Source organism: Lactobacillus sp. 23-2 (assembly GCF_044902225.1).
GTDB classification, from domain to species: Bacteria; Bacillota; Bacilli; order Lactobacillales; family Lactobacillaceae; genus Lactobacillus; species Lactobacillus absianus.
This window is the reverse complement of the sequence record NZ_JAOQBX010000001.1, coordinates 142,972-160,273: the sequence shown is the minus strand read 5'-3', so window position 1 is coordinate 160,273 and position 17,302 is coordinate 142,972. Positions and strand designations below refer to the sequence as shown.

Below are 17,302 nucleotides of genomic sequence, written 5' to 3'. Positions count from 1 at the left end.
AAATGGATGCTTGCGCTTTACTGGGCGGGCCGAAGGAAAACTGGCCCGCTGACTTGAAAGAACGGCTGGCCGCGGCAAAAGCAGCAGGTCAGCTCTTGATTGGCGTTGACCGGGGCGCCTTATTTATGCTGGAGATGGGCCTGGCGCCGGATTTGGCGGTAGGAGATTTTGATTCGCTTAAGCCGCATGAATTGAGCTGGGTTGAGGGCGTGGTGCCTGATATCCGCTACTCAGTGCCCAAAAAGGATTGGACTGATTCCGAGCTCATGCTGGGGATTGCCTTTGAAGACTATCAGCTTGACCGGCTCAAGCTTTATGGAGCGACGGGCGGCCGAATGGACCATTCATTGATCAATCTCTTTGGCATTTTGAATCCGGATCTGCGTCCCTATGCCAACCAGGTCAGCCTGGAAGACAAGCAGAATCTGATCATCTATCGCAACGCGGGCAGCTACGCGATTCCCCAGGAAGGGGACTACGCTTATTTTGGCGTGACCTGCCTGACCCCGGTCCGCCAGCTGACGATCAAGGATGCCTTGTATGAATTGGCGCCGTATGACGGGGACTACCTGCGCTCATTTACCTCTAATGAATTTTTGCCGGGAAGGGCTGATTTTAAGCTGTCGCTGGCCTCTGGGGCAGTGGCGGTCGTATATTCCAAGGACTTGATCCGCTTTGACCAAGTTTGAGGGCAAAGAATAACCGAATTCACTTAAGTCTCGCTGAAAAGCGGGACTTTTTTGTTAAGAAAAAATGAAAAAGAAGGTTGAACGGATTTAATTTATGTCGTATGATAAGAAACATATTTGAGCGCTTAAATGAATAATCATCAGGGTACGGAGGAAAAATATGACATTAAAGTATGCCAGCAAGTGGAAAATGCTTGCTTTTATCATTTTCGCGGCGGCGAAGGCCTTGCAGGCGGTGTTTATCGCTTATATGTTCCAGCAGTTCGTCAACTTTGCCCAAAATCCGCAAGGCAGTCTGCTTGAGATGACCGTGAAAGCCGTTGCCGGCATTCTGCTCTTCGCGGTCTTGGCCTTGGTCTACCGGATCTTGAAGGCGGAGATCATCAAAGAGGTCAACCTGGAGATCAAGCGGCGGGCCAGCAGGTACCTATTGTATTCAGAAAATGCTGATCCCAAGCTTGACCTGTCATTCATGACCAATGACTTAAAGCAGGTCGAGAGCCACCGGGTGGAAGCTGAACTGGAGATCGTCTTCAACGGCTTGCAGTTCGTCGCGGCTTTTGCGGCAGGAATTGCGGCTTCTTGGTACTTGTCCTTGATCTTCTTTGCGGCCTCATTGGCACCCGGAATTCTGCAGAACCTGTTTGGGCCAAAAATTGAAGCGGCCTCAAAGGACTGGGAGCAGGAGAACAGCAGGTATACGGAAGCCATGGCTGACACTATCAGCTTTGCCTCTTTTGCCCGGCTGTATGACGTTGAAGACAGTATTTTTTCCAGAATTCTGCATTACAGCCGGCGAATGGAGAGGGCCTTAGCCAAGATGAACCGGGCGCAGCTGATCACGACCGAGCTGATCACCTCTTTTGCCTATATTTGCAGCCTGGTCCTGCCATTAAGCATTGGGATCTACTTTGTGACCCAGAAGCAGGTCAGCTTTGGGACTTTCATGATGATTACCCAGCTGGCCAACAACTTTATCAACCCAATCGTTGGCATTTTTGCTTCAGTCAATGACATTAAGACCAGCAGTCCAATTTGGGAAAAGTTTGCCAAAGTGGCCAATTATGATTGCCAGAAAAAGCCTGCTGCGAAAAGGGCCTTTAAGGAGCTGGAACTGGATGACGCGACCGTGCAGCTTGGCAAGCGCCGCCTGCTTAACGGTCTGGACTTAAAAGTCAAGCGGGGCGAGAAGGTCCTGCTTGAAGCGCCATCCGGCTGGGGCAAGTCAACCCTGCTGAACGTGCTGGTCGGCCGGATTCCGCTGGCCAGCGGGGAATACGAAATCAATGGCCAGAAATTGGCGGGCGGCTGGAATGAGGCTCATGAATATTTTGCTTTTGTCCAGCAGAAGCCATACATTCTCGATGATACGATTGAATACAATATTGCCTTAGGCAGAAAGGCCAGCCGTGAGGATTTGCTGGCGGTCTGCCAAAAGGCTGGCTTGGGCAGTCTGGTGCAGGAAAAGGGACTGGACTACCAGGTCGGCAAAAATGGCGAGAAGCTCTCAGGCGGGCAAGGGCAGCGCTTGGAGATTGCCCGCGCGCTCTTGGCCAAGCGGCCAGTCTTGCTCGCGGATGAGGCAACGTCAGCTCTGGATCCACGCCTGTCCAGCCAGATCCACCAAACCATTCTGCAGAACTTTCCTGGGACAGTAATTGAGGTAGCCCACAAGATTTCAGATGAAGAAAGGGCCATGTTTGACCGGGTCGTCAAGCTGGATGAAGAATAAAGCCAAAAGTACGCGACTACTCAAGAAGCTTTCAATAACAAAAATAAGCCTCATTTCAAACGAAGTGAGGCTTATTTTTTCAGCGAAACTGATGCACAAATTACTTTGATGCACGTTTTTAGAGCAAAATAAAACCCGCCAGATCATTGATCTGACGGGCTTTTCTGTCAATTAGACACGGGTAACTTTACCGGACTTCAAAGTCTTGGTTGAAACCCAAACGCGCTTAGGCTTGCCGTTAACAAGAATGCGAACTTTTTGAAGGTTTGGCTTCCAAGAACGACGAGTTGAGTTCAAGGCGTGTGAACGTCTGTTACCAAAAGTGGTCTTCTTACCGGTTACGAAATCTTTTGCCATGCTGCTAAACCTCCTTTACTTGTGTTCTCATACTTAATAACCTTACCATAAACTTTGGGGCATTTCAACGCCTTTTTGAAAAAAGTATTTCGCTATTTTCTGGAAAAATGAGGGGGAAAATGCTGGCTTTACCCAAGGTTATGTTAAAATAAATATGTATATTGGATGAAAAGACGGAGGATGAACATGGCTGTTAAAATCAAAACAAAGTATGGTTTGATTGATATTTCAAACGGTGTAATTGCAACTGTTGTTGGTGGTGCAGCTACGTCTAACTATGGCGTTGTCGGAATGGCATCAAAGAATGCTCTTAGAGATGGCGTAAGCAGCATCTTGAGCCGGGCAAACTACAAGCGTGGCGTTGTAGTCAAGTCCACGGAAAATCAAGTTACGGTCGATGTTTACATTATTGTCGGCTATGGCTTGAAAATTTCAGAAGTAAGTCGTAATGTACAAGACAGTGTCAAATATAACTTAAGAAGCCAGCTGGGAATCGACACCAAGGCGGTCAACGTGATCGTTCAAGGCGTCAAGGTTCTTGATGACTAGGCTAAGCGGAGGATTTGAGATTGGTTTTAAGTGAAATTAGCAGTAAAGAATTTAGAGACATGGTCCGGATTGCATCCCACCGCATGAGCAAGAACGTGCAATTCGTCAATGATCTAAATGTTTTCCCAGTTCCTGACGGTGACACTGGTACCAACATGAACTTAACCATGGAAAGCGGCGCTAAGGCCGTTTCCGAAAATACCAGCGACAAGGTCAGCGACTTGACCGAAAGTCTGGCCAGAGGGATGCTGATGGGAGCCCGCGGCAACAGCGGCGTAATTACTTCCCAGCTGTTCCGCGGCTTCTACAAGGCAACGCAAGGCATGGATACCTTGAACGCCCAGGAACTGGCAAACGCCTTCAGCAACGGTGTAGCTACTGCCTACAAAGCTGTCATGAAGCCCGTTGAAGGCACGATTTTAACGGTTGCCAGAGTGGGTGCCCAAGAAGGGGCCAACAAGGCAAACGAAACCAGCGACGTGGAAGAGGTCATGAAAGCAGTTGTTGAAGGGGCCAAGAAGGCCTTGAAGACGACGCCAGACCTGCTCCCAGTTTTGAAGCAGGTTGGCGTGGTTGACTCCGGCGGCCAAGGGCTGGTCTTCATCTATGAAGGCTTCCTGGAAGGGCTGCTTGGCGAAAACTTTGACGACAAGTACGTTCCAGACGCCGATGACATGAGCGCCTTGATCAACGCGACCCACCACCAGTCAGTTCAAGGGCAGCTGGCCACCCAGGACATCGCCAACGGCTACTGTACGGAAATCATGGTTGACTTGAAGGCCGACGTGCCTGACAAGAAGCCATTTGACCTGGAAGAATTCCGCCAGCACCTCTCCCAGCTGGGTGACTCACTGCTGGCCGTTTCAGATGGTGAAATCGCCAAAGTTCACGTCCACACTGAACACCCAGGCGAAGTCTTCCTGTACGGGTCACAATTTGGCCAACTGGGCAAGATCAAGATCGACAACATGCGCATTCAGCACGAGACCATCGTCGGTCATGAAGAAGAGCAGCAAGAAGCCGTTGACTTTGCCGTGATCGCGGTGGCATCCGGCAATGGGGTCCGGCAGCTGTTTGAAAGTGAAGGGGTCAACCGGATCATCTCTGGTGGTCAAACCATGAACCCGTCAACGCAAGACATCATTGATGCCATTACCAAGTCAGGCGCCAAGAAGGCCATCATCCTGCCAAACAACGGGAACATCATCATGTCCGCCAAGCAGGCGGCTGAAGTGGCCGAAATTCCGGTCGGCATCGTGCCAAGCAAGACCATCCAACAAGGCTTGACCGCGATGCTGGCCTTCAACCCAGACGCCAGCGTTGACGAAAACGTGGAAGCCATGACTGACGAGCTTGACTCAGTCAAGTCCGGTGAAGTTACCCGGGCAACCCGGGACACGGTCATCAACGACGTTGAGATCCACAAGGACGACTACATCGGGATCGTTGACGGGACCATTGAAGTCGACAACCCGGACGTCATCGCCGCTACTGTAGCCATGACTGAGAAGATGCTTGACGAAGATTCCGAGATCATCACCGTGATGTACGGCAGCGATTCCAGCCAAGAGCAAGCTGAAAAGATCTTGGATGCCCTGGAAGCCAAGCACCCGGACGACGACTACGAGTTTGAAGTGCACGACGGCGGCCAGCCAGTCTACAACTTCTTGGTCTCAGTAGAATAATGACAATAAATGAAGCAGCATTCAGTCCGGCAACTGATTTGAAGGGCGTCGGGGTCAAGACGGGGGAAGGCCTGCGCACGCTAGGCATCTGCAGCATCTATGACCTGCTCTTCTATTTCCCTTACCGTTATGACGAATTGGCCAGCCTGCCGCTGGACCAGCTGATGGACGGCCAGAAGGTCATGCTGAAGGGGATCGTCGCCACCGCCCCATACCAGAACTTTTTTGGCTATCACAAGAGCCGGGTGAGCTTCAAGATGAGAATTGATCATGATATTATCATGGTCAATTTTTTTAATCAGCCATGGCTGACCAAGCAGCTGGAGATCGGCCAGGAAGTCGCCATCTACGGCAAGTACAACCTGGCCAAGCAAAGCCTGTCAGCTTACAAGCTGGTCGCCAAAAGCCACGGCGATGACGGAATGGCTCCGGTTTATTCGGTCAACCGCCACATCAAGCAAAAGAAGCTGCAGAGCCTGATTGATGAGGCAATTGCTGAATATGGCAGCCAGATCGGCAACGCCGTTCCTGACTGGCTCAGGAAGAAGTACCAGCTCATGAGCGACCAGGAATTGGTTGAGGGGATGCACCACCCCAAGAGTCCGGCACAAGCCAAGGCGGCCCGGCGCAGCGCGGTCTTTCGTGAATTCTTCATCTTCCAGATGCAGATGGCCCTCATGGCCAGCAGCAACCGCCAGCACCAAGGCCAGGCCAAAAAGTATGACCTCAAGGAGATCGCGGCTTTGACCAAGGCCCTGCCTTTTGACCTGTCGCCAGACCAAAAGCAGGCAATCAATGAAATTTTTGCCGATATGTTCGTCGACCGGCAGATGCACCGCCTGCTTCAAGGGGACGTTGGGTCCGGGAAGACGATCGTGGCCGTGTTCGCGATCTACGGGGCCATTACGGCCGGCTATCAGGCAGCCTTGATGGTGCCAACGGAAATTCTGGCCAGCCAGCACTTCAAGAAAATTGACGACCTCCTGCGTCCCTTTGGGGTCAGAGTCGCTCTTTTGACCGGGTCAACCAAGGCCATGGAGCGGCGGGAGATCTACAAGGAGCTGGCCGATGGGACCATCAACTGCGTGATCGGGACCCATGCCTTGATTCAGGACAAGGTGGCCTTCAAGAAGCTGGGCTTGGTCATAATCGACGAGCAGCACCGCTTTGGCGTGGCCCAGCGCCTGGCCCTGCTGAACAAGGGAGATCACCCGGACCTGTTGGCCATGACCGCGACGCCAATTCCGCGGACTTTGGCCCTGACGGTCTATGGGGACATGGACCTGTCTGAGATCCGCCACCTGCCGGCAGGGAGAAAGCCGATCATTTCCAGCTGGAAGACCAGTTCGGAAATGGACCAGGTCTACGCCTTGATGCGCGAGCAGCTGGCCCAGGGCTTCCAGATCTATGCCGTCACGCCCTTGATTTCCGAATCAGCAACGATTGACTTGGAGAACGCGGAGGAATTGTACAAGAAGCTGGCCCATGATTTTCCGGACCAGCATGTCGTCCTCCTCCACGGACAGATGAGCGGGGAAGAAAAGGAAGAGATCATGTCCCAGTTCTCAGCAGGGCAGATCGACATTCTAGTGGCCACCAGCGTCATTGAAGTCGGGGTAGACGTGGCCAATGCCAACATGATGGTCATTTTTGACGCGGACCGCTTTGGCCTCAGCCAGCTGCACCAGCTGCGCGGCCGGATCGGCCGGGGACAGACCCAGAGCTACTGCGTCTTTTTGGCAGACCCGAAGACGGCCGCGGGCAAGCAGCGGATGCAGATCGTGGCGGCAACGACTAACGGCTTCAAATTGGCTGAAGAAGACTTGAAGATGCGGGGGGAAGGCGACCTGTTTGGCAAGGCCCAGTCTGGTCTGCCGGAATTCAAGGTCGGCAATGCCGTGACCGACTACAAGACCCTGGTCGCAGCCAAGGAAGTGGCCAGTGAGATCGTCGCCAGCGATCCGGACCTGGCCGGAGATGAATTGGCTGACCTGAAGCGGGTGTTAGACTATAATAGACTTGTACAGGCCAGAGCCTAGACACAAATGGAAAAGAGTACAGAATCATGAGAAGAATTGCAGTAGACGCCATGGGCGGCGAAAATGCCCCACAGGCGATCGTAGAAGCCGTGCTTAAGGCAAAGAAGGAGCTTCCTGAAACTGAATTTATCCTGTTTGGCGATGAGGCTAAGCTCAAGGAGCTGGTGGGCAGCGACTGCGAGCAGGTGCAAATCGTGCCAACCACGGAAGTCATCCAGGATGAGGACGAGCCAGTCAAGGCCATGCGGACCAAGAAGGACTCCTCAATGGTCGTCGCGGCCAACTGGGTCAAGAAGGGGCAGGCAGACGCCCTGCTGTCCTTGGGCAACACTGGGGCCCTGCTGGTCTGCGGGATCTTCATCGTGGGCCGGATCAAAGGGGTTGAGCGTCCAGGCCTGATGCCAACCATGCCCGTGCAGAATTCCGATGATGGCTTCAACATCATTGACGTTGGCGCCAATGCCGAATCCAAGCCGGAATACCTCCTGCAATGGGCGGAAATGGCCTCCTACTACGCGGAGAAGGTCCGCGGGGTCAAGAACCCGCGCGTAGCCCTCTTGAACAATGGGGCCGAATTTGACAAGGGCGATGCCCTGCATAAGGAAGTCTACCAGCTGCTCAAGGACTCCAATTTGAACTTCATCGGCAACATCGAAGGGCATGAATTGCTGACCGGCAAGGCGGACGTCGTGGCGACTGACGGCTTTACCGGCAACGCGGTCCTCAAGTCCATTGAAGGCTCAGCCTCTGTCATCATCCACCTGCTCAAGGACAGCCTGATGAGCAACGGCTTGAAGGTCAAGCTCGGGGCATTAATGGCCAAGCCTGCCTTTAAGGAAGTTGCCAGCCGCTTTGACACGGCCAAGTACGGCGGGGCCGTCTTAATGGGGCTTAAGTCCCCAGTAGTCAAGCAGCACGGCCGGGCAGACGCGCGCGGGATCTACTATGCCATCAAGCAGGTCGACAAGATGCTGGCTGAGAATCTGATTGAAGCCTTCAAGGAAGAGTTCAGCAAGTAGTCAGTGAGCATAAATGCTGTAATCTGCCCTTGGATAGGCTATAATTGGCAAAGCAAGCAAATAGCAGACAAATAGCTTAATAAATAAAGAATTCAGGAGAAAAAAGATGACTGAAGAAGAAATTTTCAACAAGATTGCCGAATTGATTGCTGACAACTTTCAATTAGACAAGGACAAGATCACCATGGACACCAACTTCACCAAGGACCTGGATGCAGACTCAATTGACTTGGTGGAATTCATCATGCAGCTTGAAGATGAATTTGGCGCGGAAATTCCTGACGAGGACGCGGAAAACATTGCCACGGTCGGGGATGCCGTAAAGTATATCAAAGCCCACCAAGGATAATTTTGATTATCAAAGGGCAGTGAAGATTCTTTAAAAAATCACAAAAAAGAGGATGGGCATTCATCCTCTTTTTTTGCGCCATATATTAACGATAACGGGAGCAAAAAGTTAAATGAATGGCCCTGGCGGCAAGCCTTAGCTGGTTATGCGAAAAAACGGAGCATAAAAGCACTATAATCCCCATCACCGTGACAATGTACGCATATTCATCAATTCACTGATCAAAAAATGCTTAATTAACAGAAAATGGCAATATGTCAGGCTTTGTTAGGAAAAATTATCATAAAAATCTGGAAGAATTCGCAAAAAAGCCATAAAAAACTCACAAAAAAAGCCGAATGGCCATTGAAATTGCCTGTCAAAGAGTTATGCTAGAAAAGTATAAAAAAAGCACGATGAGAGTTGCATTAAATCTTTAATGAATTCTGAAGGAGAAGATATGGATAATCATCAAGACATTCTATTAGACGTAGAAAATCTCCATACCGGTTATCGCCTGCAAGGCAAGTTCTATGATGCCGTCGACGGCGTTGACTTCACATTGAAGCGCAACGAAGTTCTGGCAATCGTCGGGGAATCCGGCTGCGGCAAGAGCACCATTGCTTCCAGCATTGTTGGCTTGTACGACCGCAAGAACACCCGCGTGACAGGCGACATTAAATATAAGAACCTGAACCTGGTCAGCTTGACGGACGACTTGTTTGACCAGATTCGCGGCAACGACATTGGCATGATCTTCCAAGACCCAATGTCCAGCTTGAACCCCTTGATGAAGGTCGGTGACCAGGTAGCCGAATCCTTGCTTTACCACACCGAGATGAACAAGAAGCAGCGGCGGGCCAGAGTCATCGAACTCTTCAAAGAAGTCGGGATGCCAAAGCCCGAAACGATGTACGACATGTACCCGCACGAGTTGTCAGGCGGTCTGCGGCAAAGAGTCGTGATCGCCATGGCAGTGGCCTGCAAGCCGGAGATCATCATCGCTGACGAGCCAACCACGGCCCTGGACGTAACCATCCAGGCCCAGATCCTGGACTTGCTCAAGGAAATCCAGAAGGAATCTGAATCCGGGATCATCCTGATCACCCACGACTTGGGCGTCGTGGCGGAAACGGCTGATGAAGTCGCCGTCATGTACGCGGGCCAGATCGTGGAAAAGGCCGACGTTAAGACCTTGTTCTCTCATCCGCTTCACCCATATACCAGATCGCTTTTGAACTCCATGCCCCAGTCGGACGCTGACGACGAAGACCTGCACGTCATTCAAGGGACGGTGCCGTCTTTGAAGAACATGCCAAGAGAAGGGGACCGGTTCGCCGCTAGAATTCCTTGGATTCCGGCCAGCGAGCATGAAAAGGTGCCGGTCATGCACGAGGTTGCGCCAAACCACTTCGTCCGCTGCACCTGCTGGAAGAATTTCCACTTCCAAAATGATTGAGAGGGTTTAGAAAAATATGGCAAATGAAATCATTCAAATCAAGGACCTGAAGGTCCACTATCCCGTTCGCTCAGGTTTTTGGAACCGCATCACCGACTACGTGCGGGCCGTCGATGGCATCAGCTTCTCCATCAAGGAAGGCGAAACCTACGGCCTGATCGGGGAATCCGGCTCCGGCAAGTCAACGACTGGCAAGGCCATCGTTGGGGTTGAGAAAGTTACCAGCGGACAAATCATCTACAAGGGCCAGGACATTACCAAGGCCTCAGTCAGACGCAAATTGAACTACAACAAGGACGTGCAGATGATCTTCCAGGACTCCATGTCCAGTCTGAACCCCCGCAAGCGGATTGAAGACATCATCGCTGAACCGATCAGAAACTTCGAAAATCTGACGACTGACCAAGAGCGCGACCGGGTTCAAGAATTGCTCGACATCGTCGGGATGCCCAGCGACTCCATCTACAAGTTCCCGCACGAGTTCTCTGGCGGCCAGCGGCAAAGAATCGGGATTGCCCGGGCCGTGGCCACCAACCCGAAGCTGATCGTAGCTGACGAGCCGACCAGTGCCTTGGACCTGTCCGTTCAGGCCCAGGTCTTGAACTTCATGAAGCACATTCAGCAGCAGTACAACATCGCCTTCTTGTTCATTTCCCACGACTTGGGCGTCATCAAGCACATGTCCAAGAACCTGGCAATCATGCACCGGGGCCGGCTGGTTGAAGTCGGCAGCTTGGAAGAGATCTACAAGAACCCGATGCACATCTACACCAAGCGCTTGCTGGCCGCCATTCCGCAAGTTGACGTTGAAAACCGTGACGCCCACGCAAACGAGCGGCGCAGAATTGAGCGTGAGTTCCAAAAGAACCAAAAAGACTGGTACGACAAGGACGGCCGGGTCTACCCGCTGCAGGAGGTTGCGCCAAACCACCTGGTAGCCTTGCCTAAGGAACAAATCGATGGAGGAGAATAGCATATGTGGAAAACAATTTTGAAGCGCGTGCTGATCATGATTCCGCAATTGATCCTGCTCAGCATGATCGTTTTCATCCTGGCCAAGATGATGCCAGGGGACCCATTCACGGGCTTGATCAACCCTAACTCAAGCCAGGCCACGATCAATCACTTAAAGCACGTCTATGGCCTGGACGACCCAGTGCCGGTTCAGTACCTCCGCTGGGTGAAGAACCTGCTGCACGGGGATTTGGGGCAAAGCTACATTCAGCACGTTTCCGTATCTTCCCTGATCGCGGACCGAGCTCAGAACACCTTCTGGCTGTCGCTTTTGTCAACGCTGCTGCTCTACGGCATTGCCATCCCGATGGGGATCGCGGCCGGCAAGCACGAAGGCGAATGGCAAGACAGAGCGATCTCAATCTTTAACTACGTAACCTACGCCATCCCAGGCTTCGTCTTCTACCTGCTTGGCTTGTGGCTCTTTGGCTTCACTCTTGGCTGGTTCCCAATCAGCGGGACCGTGTCCGCCAACGCTTCAGGCTTCTGGGGCGTCTTCTGGAGCCGGCTGGACCACATGATCCTGCCAGCCATCTTGTACGCGATCATCGCGACGACTGGGACCGTCCAATATCTGCGGACCGGGATCATCGACAACAAGGTTGAAGACTACGTCAAGACGGCCCGGTCAAAGGGCGTTCCGGAAAAAGTGGTCTTTGACAAGCACATTCTCCGCAACTCCTTCCTGCCAATTGCGGCCTTCTTGGGCAACACCATTACCGGCCTGCTTGGCGGTTCAATGATCATTGAAACGGTCTTCTCCTTCCCAGGGATGGGGAAGCTGTTCCTTGACTCAATTGGCCAAAGAGACTATACGACCCTGACGGCCTTGATCATGATTTATGGGACCTTGACCCTGCTGGGCAACTTATTGTCCGACATTATCATGAGTTTGGTCGACCCGAGAATTCGCGTGAAGTAGAGGTGGAATAAATGGCTTTATTTACTATTGGCAAAAAGAAAAAGCAAGACGAAGAGCGAGTTATTCCACCATCAGCCCTGAAAGTGGCCTTTCAGGAAATCTTCCGCAGCAAGACCGCTACGGTTGCCTTCTGCACGATTGTCGTTATTCTCCTCTTTACCTTTGTTGGCTCTTTGTTCTTGAAGAGCAGTCAGGTAACTGAGATGCACATTCTGGAATCCTATGCCGGATGGGGGGAGAATGGCCACATCTTCGGGACTGACAACGGGGGCCGCGACATCTTCAAGCTGTTGATCATGGGCGGGAGAAACTCGATCATGATCGGGCTGATGGTCACGCTTCTTTGTGAAGTCGTCGGCTTGGTCGTTGGTCTGGTCTCCGGCTACTTTGGCGGCGCCATTGACAACATCATCATGCGGATCGTGGACTTTATCCAGATTTTGCCGCAAATGCCAATTTTGATCGTCTTGGTTACCGTCGTGCCAAATTACAACGCGATGACTTTGGTCTTGCTGATCTCCATGTTTGGTTGGACCACTGAAGCCAGATACTACCGGTCATTCGTCCTGTCGCAGCGTGAGCGCGACTACGTCCTGGCTTCAAAGACTTCTGGCTCATCCAATGTCAAGATCATGTTTAGAGAAGTGCTGCCAAACATTGCCTCAATGATCATCATTGACGTCGTATTGAGCGTTTCAGGCAACATTGGGATTGAAACCGGTCTGTCCTTCATCGGCTACGGCTTGCCGCCAAAGACGCCATCATTGGGGACGCTGATCGGCTATGCCAACGACCCAGTCAACATCATCGACCGTCCATGGCTTTGGCTGCCAGCAACAATCATGCTGCTGATCATCTGCTTGAGCATCAACTACGTTGGCCAAGCCCTGCAGAAGGCCGGGGATGCCCGTCAAAGAGAGAACTAGCCTGCTTTTTAACAAGATAAAAATAAAATTAGAATTATCATTGACTTTTAATTGCAAAAGACTAGAATAAGCAAATGAAGATCAATTTATCTTTTCCTATGAGACTTGGGGAAAAGATAGTTGAGTTTAATATATATCTGGAGGTAGAAAAATTATGAAGAGAAGAGCACTTGGTGCGTTCGGCGTATTTATGGCCGGCGCGATGCTCTTAGCCGGATGTGGCAAGAGCAGCTCGACGAGCAGCAACAGCGGCGCTAAAGACGCTAAGAAATTCCCAGAACAAACGGCAATGACCACGGCCAAGAACGGTGGCAGCATTACCGTTGCTGAAGAAACTGATACCCCATTTACCGGGATTTTCAACGATGAACTTTCTGATTCACAGCCTGACAGTGATGTAGCCCAATTTGGTGATGAAGCCCTGTTTGGGACTGACGACCAATACAAGATCAACAACTCCGGCTCAGCCACCTTCAAGCTCAACCGCAAGGCCAAGACGGTGACGATCGAAGTGAAGAAGGGCGTCAAGTGGTCTGACGGCAAGCAAGTTACTGCCAAGGACGTTGAATATGCCTATGAAATCATCGCCAACAAGGACAGCCAATCAACCCGCTACACCAGTTCATTGGCGGACATCGTTGGCCTGGCTGCTTACCACTCAGGCAAGGCCAAGACTATTTCCGGGATTGACATGCCAGATGGGGCAAATGGCCGCAAGGTTGTCATCCACTTCAACACGATGAAGCCAGGGATGACCCAATCAGGCAACGGCTTCTTCTGGGAATACGCCGCTCCTTACCACTACTTAAAGGACGTGCCTTTCTCCAAGCTGAAGTCAAGCGACAAGATCCGCAAGAATCCTTTGTACTACGGTCCATTCAAGGTATCTAAGGTGGTTCGTGGCCAATCAGTAACCTGGGTAAGAAACCCATACTACTGGCGTGGCACTCCAAAGCTGAAGAAGATCACTATCTCAGTCGTATCACCAAACACTGCCTCACAATCTATCAAGTCTAAGAAGTTTGACGTCATCGATGTTGTCAACTCCCAATGGAAGGAAGTTAAGGGCACTAAGGGCTACAACTTCGTTGCCAAGGTTCCGCTTAGTTACGACTACATGGCTTACAAGGTCGGCAAGTGGGACAAGAAGTCCGGCTCAGTCAAGATGAACAAGAACAGCAAGATGGGCAACCGCTACCTCCGTCAAGCCATGGCATATGCAATGAACATTGATGAAGTCGAAAAGCACTACACTCAAGGCCTGTCTTTCAGAGTTAAGACTTTGATTCCAGAACAATTTGGCGACTTTTACAACAGCAAGCTGGCCGGCTTCCCAGAAAACCTCAAGAAGGCTAACGCCCTGCTTGACAAGGCTGGCTACAAGAAGAAGAAGGGTGAAACCTACCGCCGGGATCCAAATGGCAAGAAGCTGACCATTCACCTGGCTGCCATGAGTGGTGCACCAAACCAAGAAGCTATCATCCAAAACTACATCCAGCAATGGAAGAAGGTCGGCCTGCACGTCACTCTGACCACTGGCCGTCTGATTGAATTCAACTCATTCTACGACAAGGTTGAAAACGATGACCCATCAGTTGACGTCTTCATGGGCGCCTGGTCACTGTCAAGCGAGCCTTCACAAGACGACCTGTACGGCGCTAAGGCTCCATTCAACTTCTCACGGTTTGCAACGGCTGAAAACACCAAGCTGCTGAAGGAAATGAACAGCGAAAAGTCCTTCAACCACGCATACCGCGTAAAGAAGTTCCACGAATGGCAAGCATACATGCAAAAGGAAGCCTATGTTGTACCTATGTACAACAGTTACGGCATTACTGCTGTCAACAGCAAGCTGGTCAACTACTCACTTAAGCCTTCACAATCTGGCTTAGTATGGTACAAGACTGGCTTCAAGAAGTAATCAGATCCCAAAAACAAGCACAAGCAACTCCTTATACACACGATAAAATCAACAGTACATTTGCTTTTAGGGTTAAAGCAAGAAAGACGGAAGCATGGCTTCCGTCTTTTTTTGCACAAAAAATCCTGCGCCAAGCAGCACAGGATAGGGCTAAAAAAGCAAAAATGCCACTAGATAAAGTGACATTTTAAAAATTGTGTCGTTGAATTTCCAAAGCAACGATGATTTTCCGAAAGAGGTACACACCAATAGTTAAGCCAAGAAAGTTTGACCAAAATGTACTAAATGACAATTTCTCAAATAAGTATTGGATTGGCAGAATGCAGGCAAAAAAGATTGTCAATGAGATTGCAGCTCTTGCATACTTATTTTTCGGCATTTTCTTTTTTAGCTGATCCATATTTTCTCCCATCTTAATTTAGATAATATCAAATTACACCATATAACACAGCGGCTGCTGATTTTGCTGCCCACTTCGGCACATAATCCTTCACTATATAATTATATGCCTGTTCGCTGACTTTTCCTGCTACACTACCTAAGAAAAGATCATTCCAAGCTTTTTCGAACTTCTTTAATGTGATTTTTGGATGACAGCTTTTGGCAATTTGCCATAGATTATTCGTGGCAATTTCTTGGTTACAAATTTTTTGACAAATTTCTTGCCAATTGTACTGCCTACGCTTGCATCAACTTCCTCAGAGTTAGCATCCACAACAATATGATACCGATGGAGCCGGCTAACTCAGGAATTTTTTCTCAAAAAGCGCCCGAGCTCGCTGTTTGTCAGGCTCAGACAAAGCCAAGTTTGCCGAGATGTTGTCCAAATATTTATCGGCGCTATACACGGCTAGCAGTTCCTGGGGGTTAATCTTGTCAAAGGAAAAAGTGATCGCGACAATTTCGTTATTCCGTCCCCGTTTGAGCTCATATTTAAGATCTCGGAAAAACGGTGCCAACTGCAAAACAGCCTCGTCTAGCTTTCTTACAACATAAGTATTTCGGTAACATGGCTGAATGCCAAGCAGGCTGCGCAAGTCCGGGAACGACGCTTGGTAAGCCCCTTGGTTGGCCAATTGAACAAACTTGCGAAACAAGGTTTTAGCATTATTTGATTTAATCTTGCTAAAAAGCCAATTATTCCAAGAAATAAAGTCTGGCGTGTACTGGTTAAACAGCGGCAAGTCCCGGTTATTCAGCGTCACGCTTAAATTACCAGACTCAAACTTTGCCTGCCGGAAAACTGGCATTTCCTGCATTACGGCAGCAAGGTTGCCGATCAGCACATCAAACTTTTTATGGTCTTTGCCGCGATAACCCGCTGACTCTTTCAGCTCATTAGCGGTTAAACTGATCCTTTGCCGGCCTTGACCATAGAGCCGCCCAACAATAATCCAAAAAAGATTCTGCTGCGTAGCATTTAGGCCAGTCATCGGCAAATCGTTAAGCTCTTTGGCATAGCAAATATTCTGTTCAACTGGCAGATGCCAGTTAACTGTTTGTTCCATTTGTACCAGTTTGTCAAAATGCTGCTGAGTTAGCTTAAAGCGAACATTATCCAGATACACTCGCTTATTTGGAAGTCGACTTTTCTGAATAATCCGCGTAATATCCTGAATTTGCTCTGCCCTTAAATAGCACTGGTTAAAGCCCTCGCTCACGGTTATTGTGAGCTCACCTAAGGTGCTAACCCTAGCCCCTTTATGCTCTAGGCTAGTTTGGCCGTTAAAATCAAAGTTTTCATGATTATCTCGAGCAATGACGACAACAATATTTTTGACAAGGGTATTAGGAACAGAATATCCTGCACTTTGCAAAGCTTGTTTGACAGCTTCTTTATGGAAGGTAATTTGTTGGTAGATGGCTGGCGAAAGTTTTTTTACATTAAAGTAATTGCCGGTAAAATTGCGCACCTTAACTTCAATGCAGTAAATGCCAGTACTGGTAACGACCAAATTATCAATTTGATTATCAAAGTCCCCATTTCTTTGCCCGTATTGATAAGGCAGAAGAACATCATGAAAAACGATGGTAGTCTGGTTAACTAGCTTCTTTAGTGCTTGATCAACTAGTTGCTCGCCAGCATCCCCAGTGAGCAGATAGTTGGCATTGTTCAACTGATCCTGGGACAAAATCGGGTACGGATCGCTAAGTTCAAGCTGGTTGTAACTATTTAAAATGTTGTTTATCCAATTGATTCCGGGCATGTTAGTCGTGGACAGCTGAACCGGATAGGTATAACTAGGATTGTAAATCAGCTCACTTTTGCGGGCTGATTCAATAACGGTGTTATTATCGATTTGTTCTTCATTGGTTGTGGTAAACCAATGGTCAAAAATTCTGTTCATGGTAATCCCCCTTCACTTATTATTACAACAAAAAAAGCCAAAATTACCGAAATTAGTGGCTAAAAAGTAGGTGATATTTGACAGTTTTCGTTTTTGTAAAGTATGAAGGTAGGTGGTTGGTGCGGCTGGGGTGGCCGATGCAGCCCCCAAAGTATGTCAACCGATTGCAATTTGGCGTTTTTTCGCCCCCAAGTTGACTCAACCGGTGTGGGATTTTCCATTTTTTGCCCCCAAGTTGACTCAACCGGGCTGGTTTTTGCCGTTTTTCGCCCCCAAGTTGACTCAACTGGGCTGTTTTTTGATATTTTTCGCCC

15 protein-coding genes and 1 pseudogene are annotated in these 17,302 nt (G+C 49.9%); 13 read left to right on the top strand and 3 right to left on the bottom strand.

All coding sequences use genetic code 11. The features are described from left to right. Positions 1-2 precede the first annotated feature (2 nt). Complete coding sequence (locus OCH80_RS00685; protein WP_404537109.1) at positions 3-689, top strand: thiamine diphosphokinase; 687 nt, start codon at positions 3-5, stop codon at positions 687-689. Between the two features lie 160 nt (positions 690-849). Beyond that, on the top strand, positions 850-2,421 hold the full coding sequence (locus tag OCH80_RS00680; protein ID WP_404537107.1) for an ATP-binding cassette domain-containing protein: 1,572 nt from the start codon (positions 850-852) through the stop codon (positions 2,419-2,421). Between the two features lie 171 nt (positions 2,422-2,592). Here the strand turns inward: OCH80_RS00680 and rpmB are convergent, their stop codons facing one another. Continuing rightward, on the bottom strand, positions 2,593-2,778 hold the full coding sequence (gene rpmB, locus OCH80_RS00675) for a 50S ribosomal protein L28 (RefSeq protein ID WP_154547246.1): 186 nt from the start codon (positions 2,776-2,778) through the stop codon (positions 2,593-2,595). Positions 2,779-2,964: 186 nt separating this feature from the next. Between rpmB and OCH80_RS00670 the strand changes: the two genes are divergently transcribed. From OCH80_RS00670 to OCH80_RS00620, 11 genes are all read left to right on the top strand, one after another. After that, entirely contained in the window at positions 2,965-3,327 is a 363-nt protein-coding gene (locus OCH80_RS00670; protein WP_154547244.1) for an Asp23/Gls24 family envelope stress response protein, read from the top strand. Positions 3,328-3,347: 20 nt separating this feature from the next. Next, positions 3,348-5,012 carry a DAK2 domain-containing protein gene (locus tag OCH80_RS00665; protein WP_404537105.1) on the top strand — a complete coding sequence of 555 codons (1,665 nt, stop codon included), beginning with the start codon at positions 3,348-3,350 and terminating at the stop codon, positions 5,010-5,012. Beyond that, a complete protein-coding gene (gene recG, locus OCH80_RS00660) occupies positions 5,012-7,051 on the top strand; it encodes an ATP-dependent DNA helicase RecG (RefSeq protein ID WP_404537103.1) in 2,040 nt (679 codons plus the stop codon). Before OCH80_RS00665 ends, recG begins: the two co-directional genes overlap by 1 nt. A gap of 26 nt (positions 7,052-7,077) precedes the next feature. Next, on the top strand, positions 7,078-8,070 hold the full coding sequence (gene plsX / locus OCH80_RS00655; RefSeq protein WP_404537101.1) for a phosphate acyltransferase PlsX: 993 nt from the start codon (positions 7,078-7,080) through the stop codon (positions 8,068-8,070). Between the two features lie 106 nt (positions 8,071-8,176). Continuing rightward, entirely contained in the window at positions 8,177-8,419 is a 243-nt protein-coding gene (acpP, locus tag OCH80_RS00650; RefSeq protein WP_154547236.1) for an acyl carrier protein, read from the top strand. Between the two features lie 439 nt (positions 8,420-8,858). Further along, positions 8,859-9,857 carry an ABC transporter ATP-binding protein gene (locus tag OCH80_RS00645; protein ID WP_404537099.1) on the top strand — a complete coding sequence of 333 codons (999 nt, stop codon included), beginning with the start codon at positions 8,859-8,861 and terminating at the stop codon, positions 9,855-9,857. A gap of 16 nt (positions 9,858-9,873) precedes the next feature. Continuing rightward, positions 9,874-10,830, top strand: a complete 957-nt coding sequence (locus tag OCH80_RS00640) for an ABC transporter ATP-binding protein (protein ID WP_302188273.1) — start codon at positions 9,874-9,876, stop codon at positions 10,828-10,830. Positions 10,831-10,833: 3 nt separating this feature from the next. After that, positions 10,834-11,793 carry an oligopeptide ABC transporter permease gene (gene opp4B, locus OCH80_RS00635; protein ID WP_404537097.1) on the top strand — a complete coding sequence of 320 codons (960 nt, stop codon included), beginning with the start codon at positions 10,834-10,836 and terminating at the stop codon, positions 11,791-11,793. A gap of 11 nt (positions 11,794-11,804) precedes the next feature. Continuing rightward, positions 11,805-12,719 carry an ABC transporter permease gene (locus OCH80_RS00630; protein ID WP_404537095.1) on the top strand — a complete coding sequence of 305 codons (915 nt, stop codon included), beginning with the start codon at positions 11,805-11,807 and terminating at the stop codon, positions 12,717-12,719. 154 nt (positions 12,720-12,873) lie between these two features. After that, a complete protein-coding gene (locus OCH80_RS00625; protein WP_404537094.1) occupies positions 12,874-14,640 on the top strand; it encodes an oligopeptide ABC transporter substrate-binding protein in 1,767 nt (588 codons plus the stop codon). Next, positions 14,613-14,831: a hypothetical protein gene (locus tag OCH80_RS00620; RefSeq protein ID WP_404537092.1), complete on the top strand. Its 219-nt coding sequence runs from the start codon at positions 14,613-14,615 to the stop codon at positions 14,829-14,831. The genes OCH80_RS00625 and OCH80_RS00620 overlap by 28 nt, the downstream gene beginning before the upstream one ends. A 549-nt stretch (positions 14,832-15,380) precedes the next feature. Here OCH80_RS00620 and OCH80_RS00615 read toward each other — a convergent pair. Next, complete coding sequence (locus tag OCH80_RS00615; RefSeq protein ID WP_404537091.1) at positions 15,381-16,988, bottom strand: NERD domain-containing protein; 1,608 nt, start codon at positions 16,986-16,988, stop codon at positions 15,381-15,383. 52 nt (positions 16,989-17,040) lie between these two features. Continuing rightward, a pseudogene (locus OCH80_RS00610) lies at positions 17,041-17,302 on the bottom strand (hypothetical protein); the annotation flags it as partial.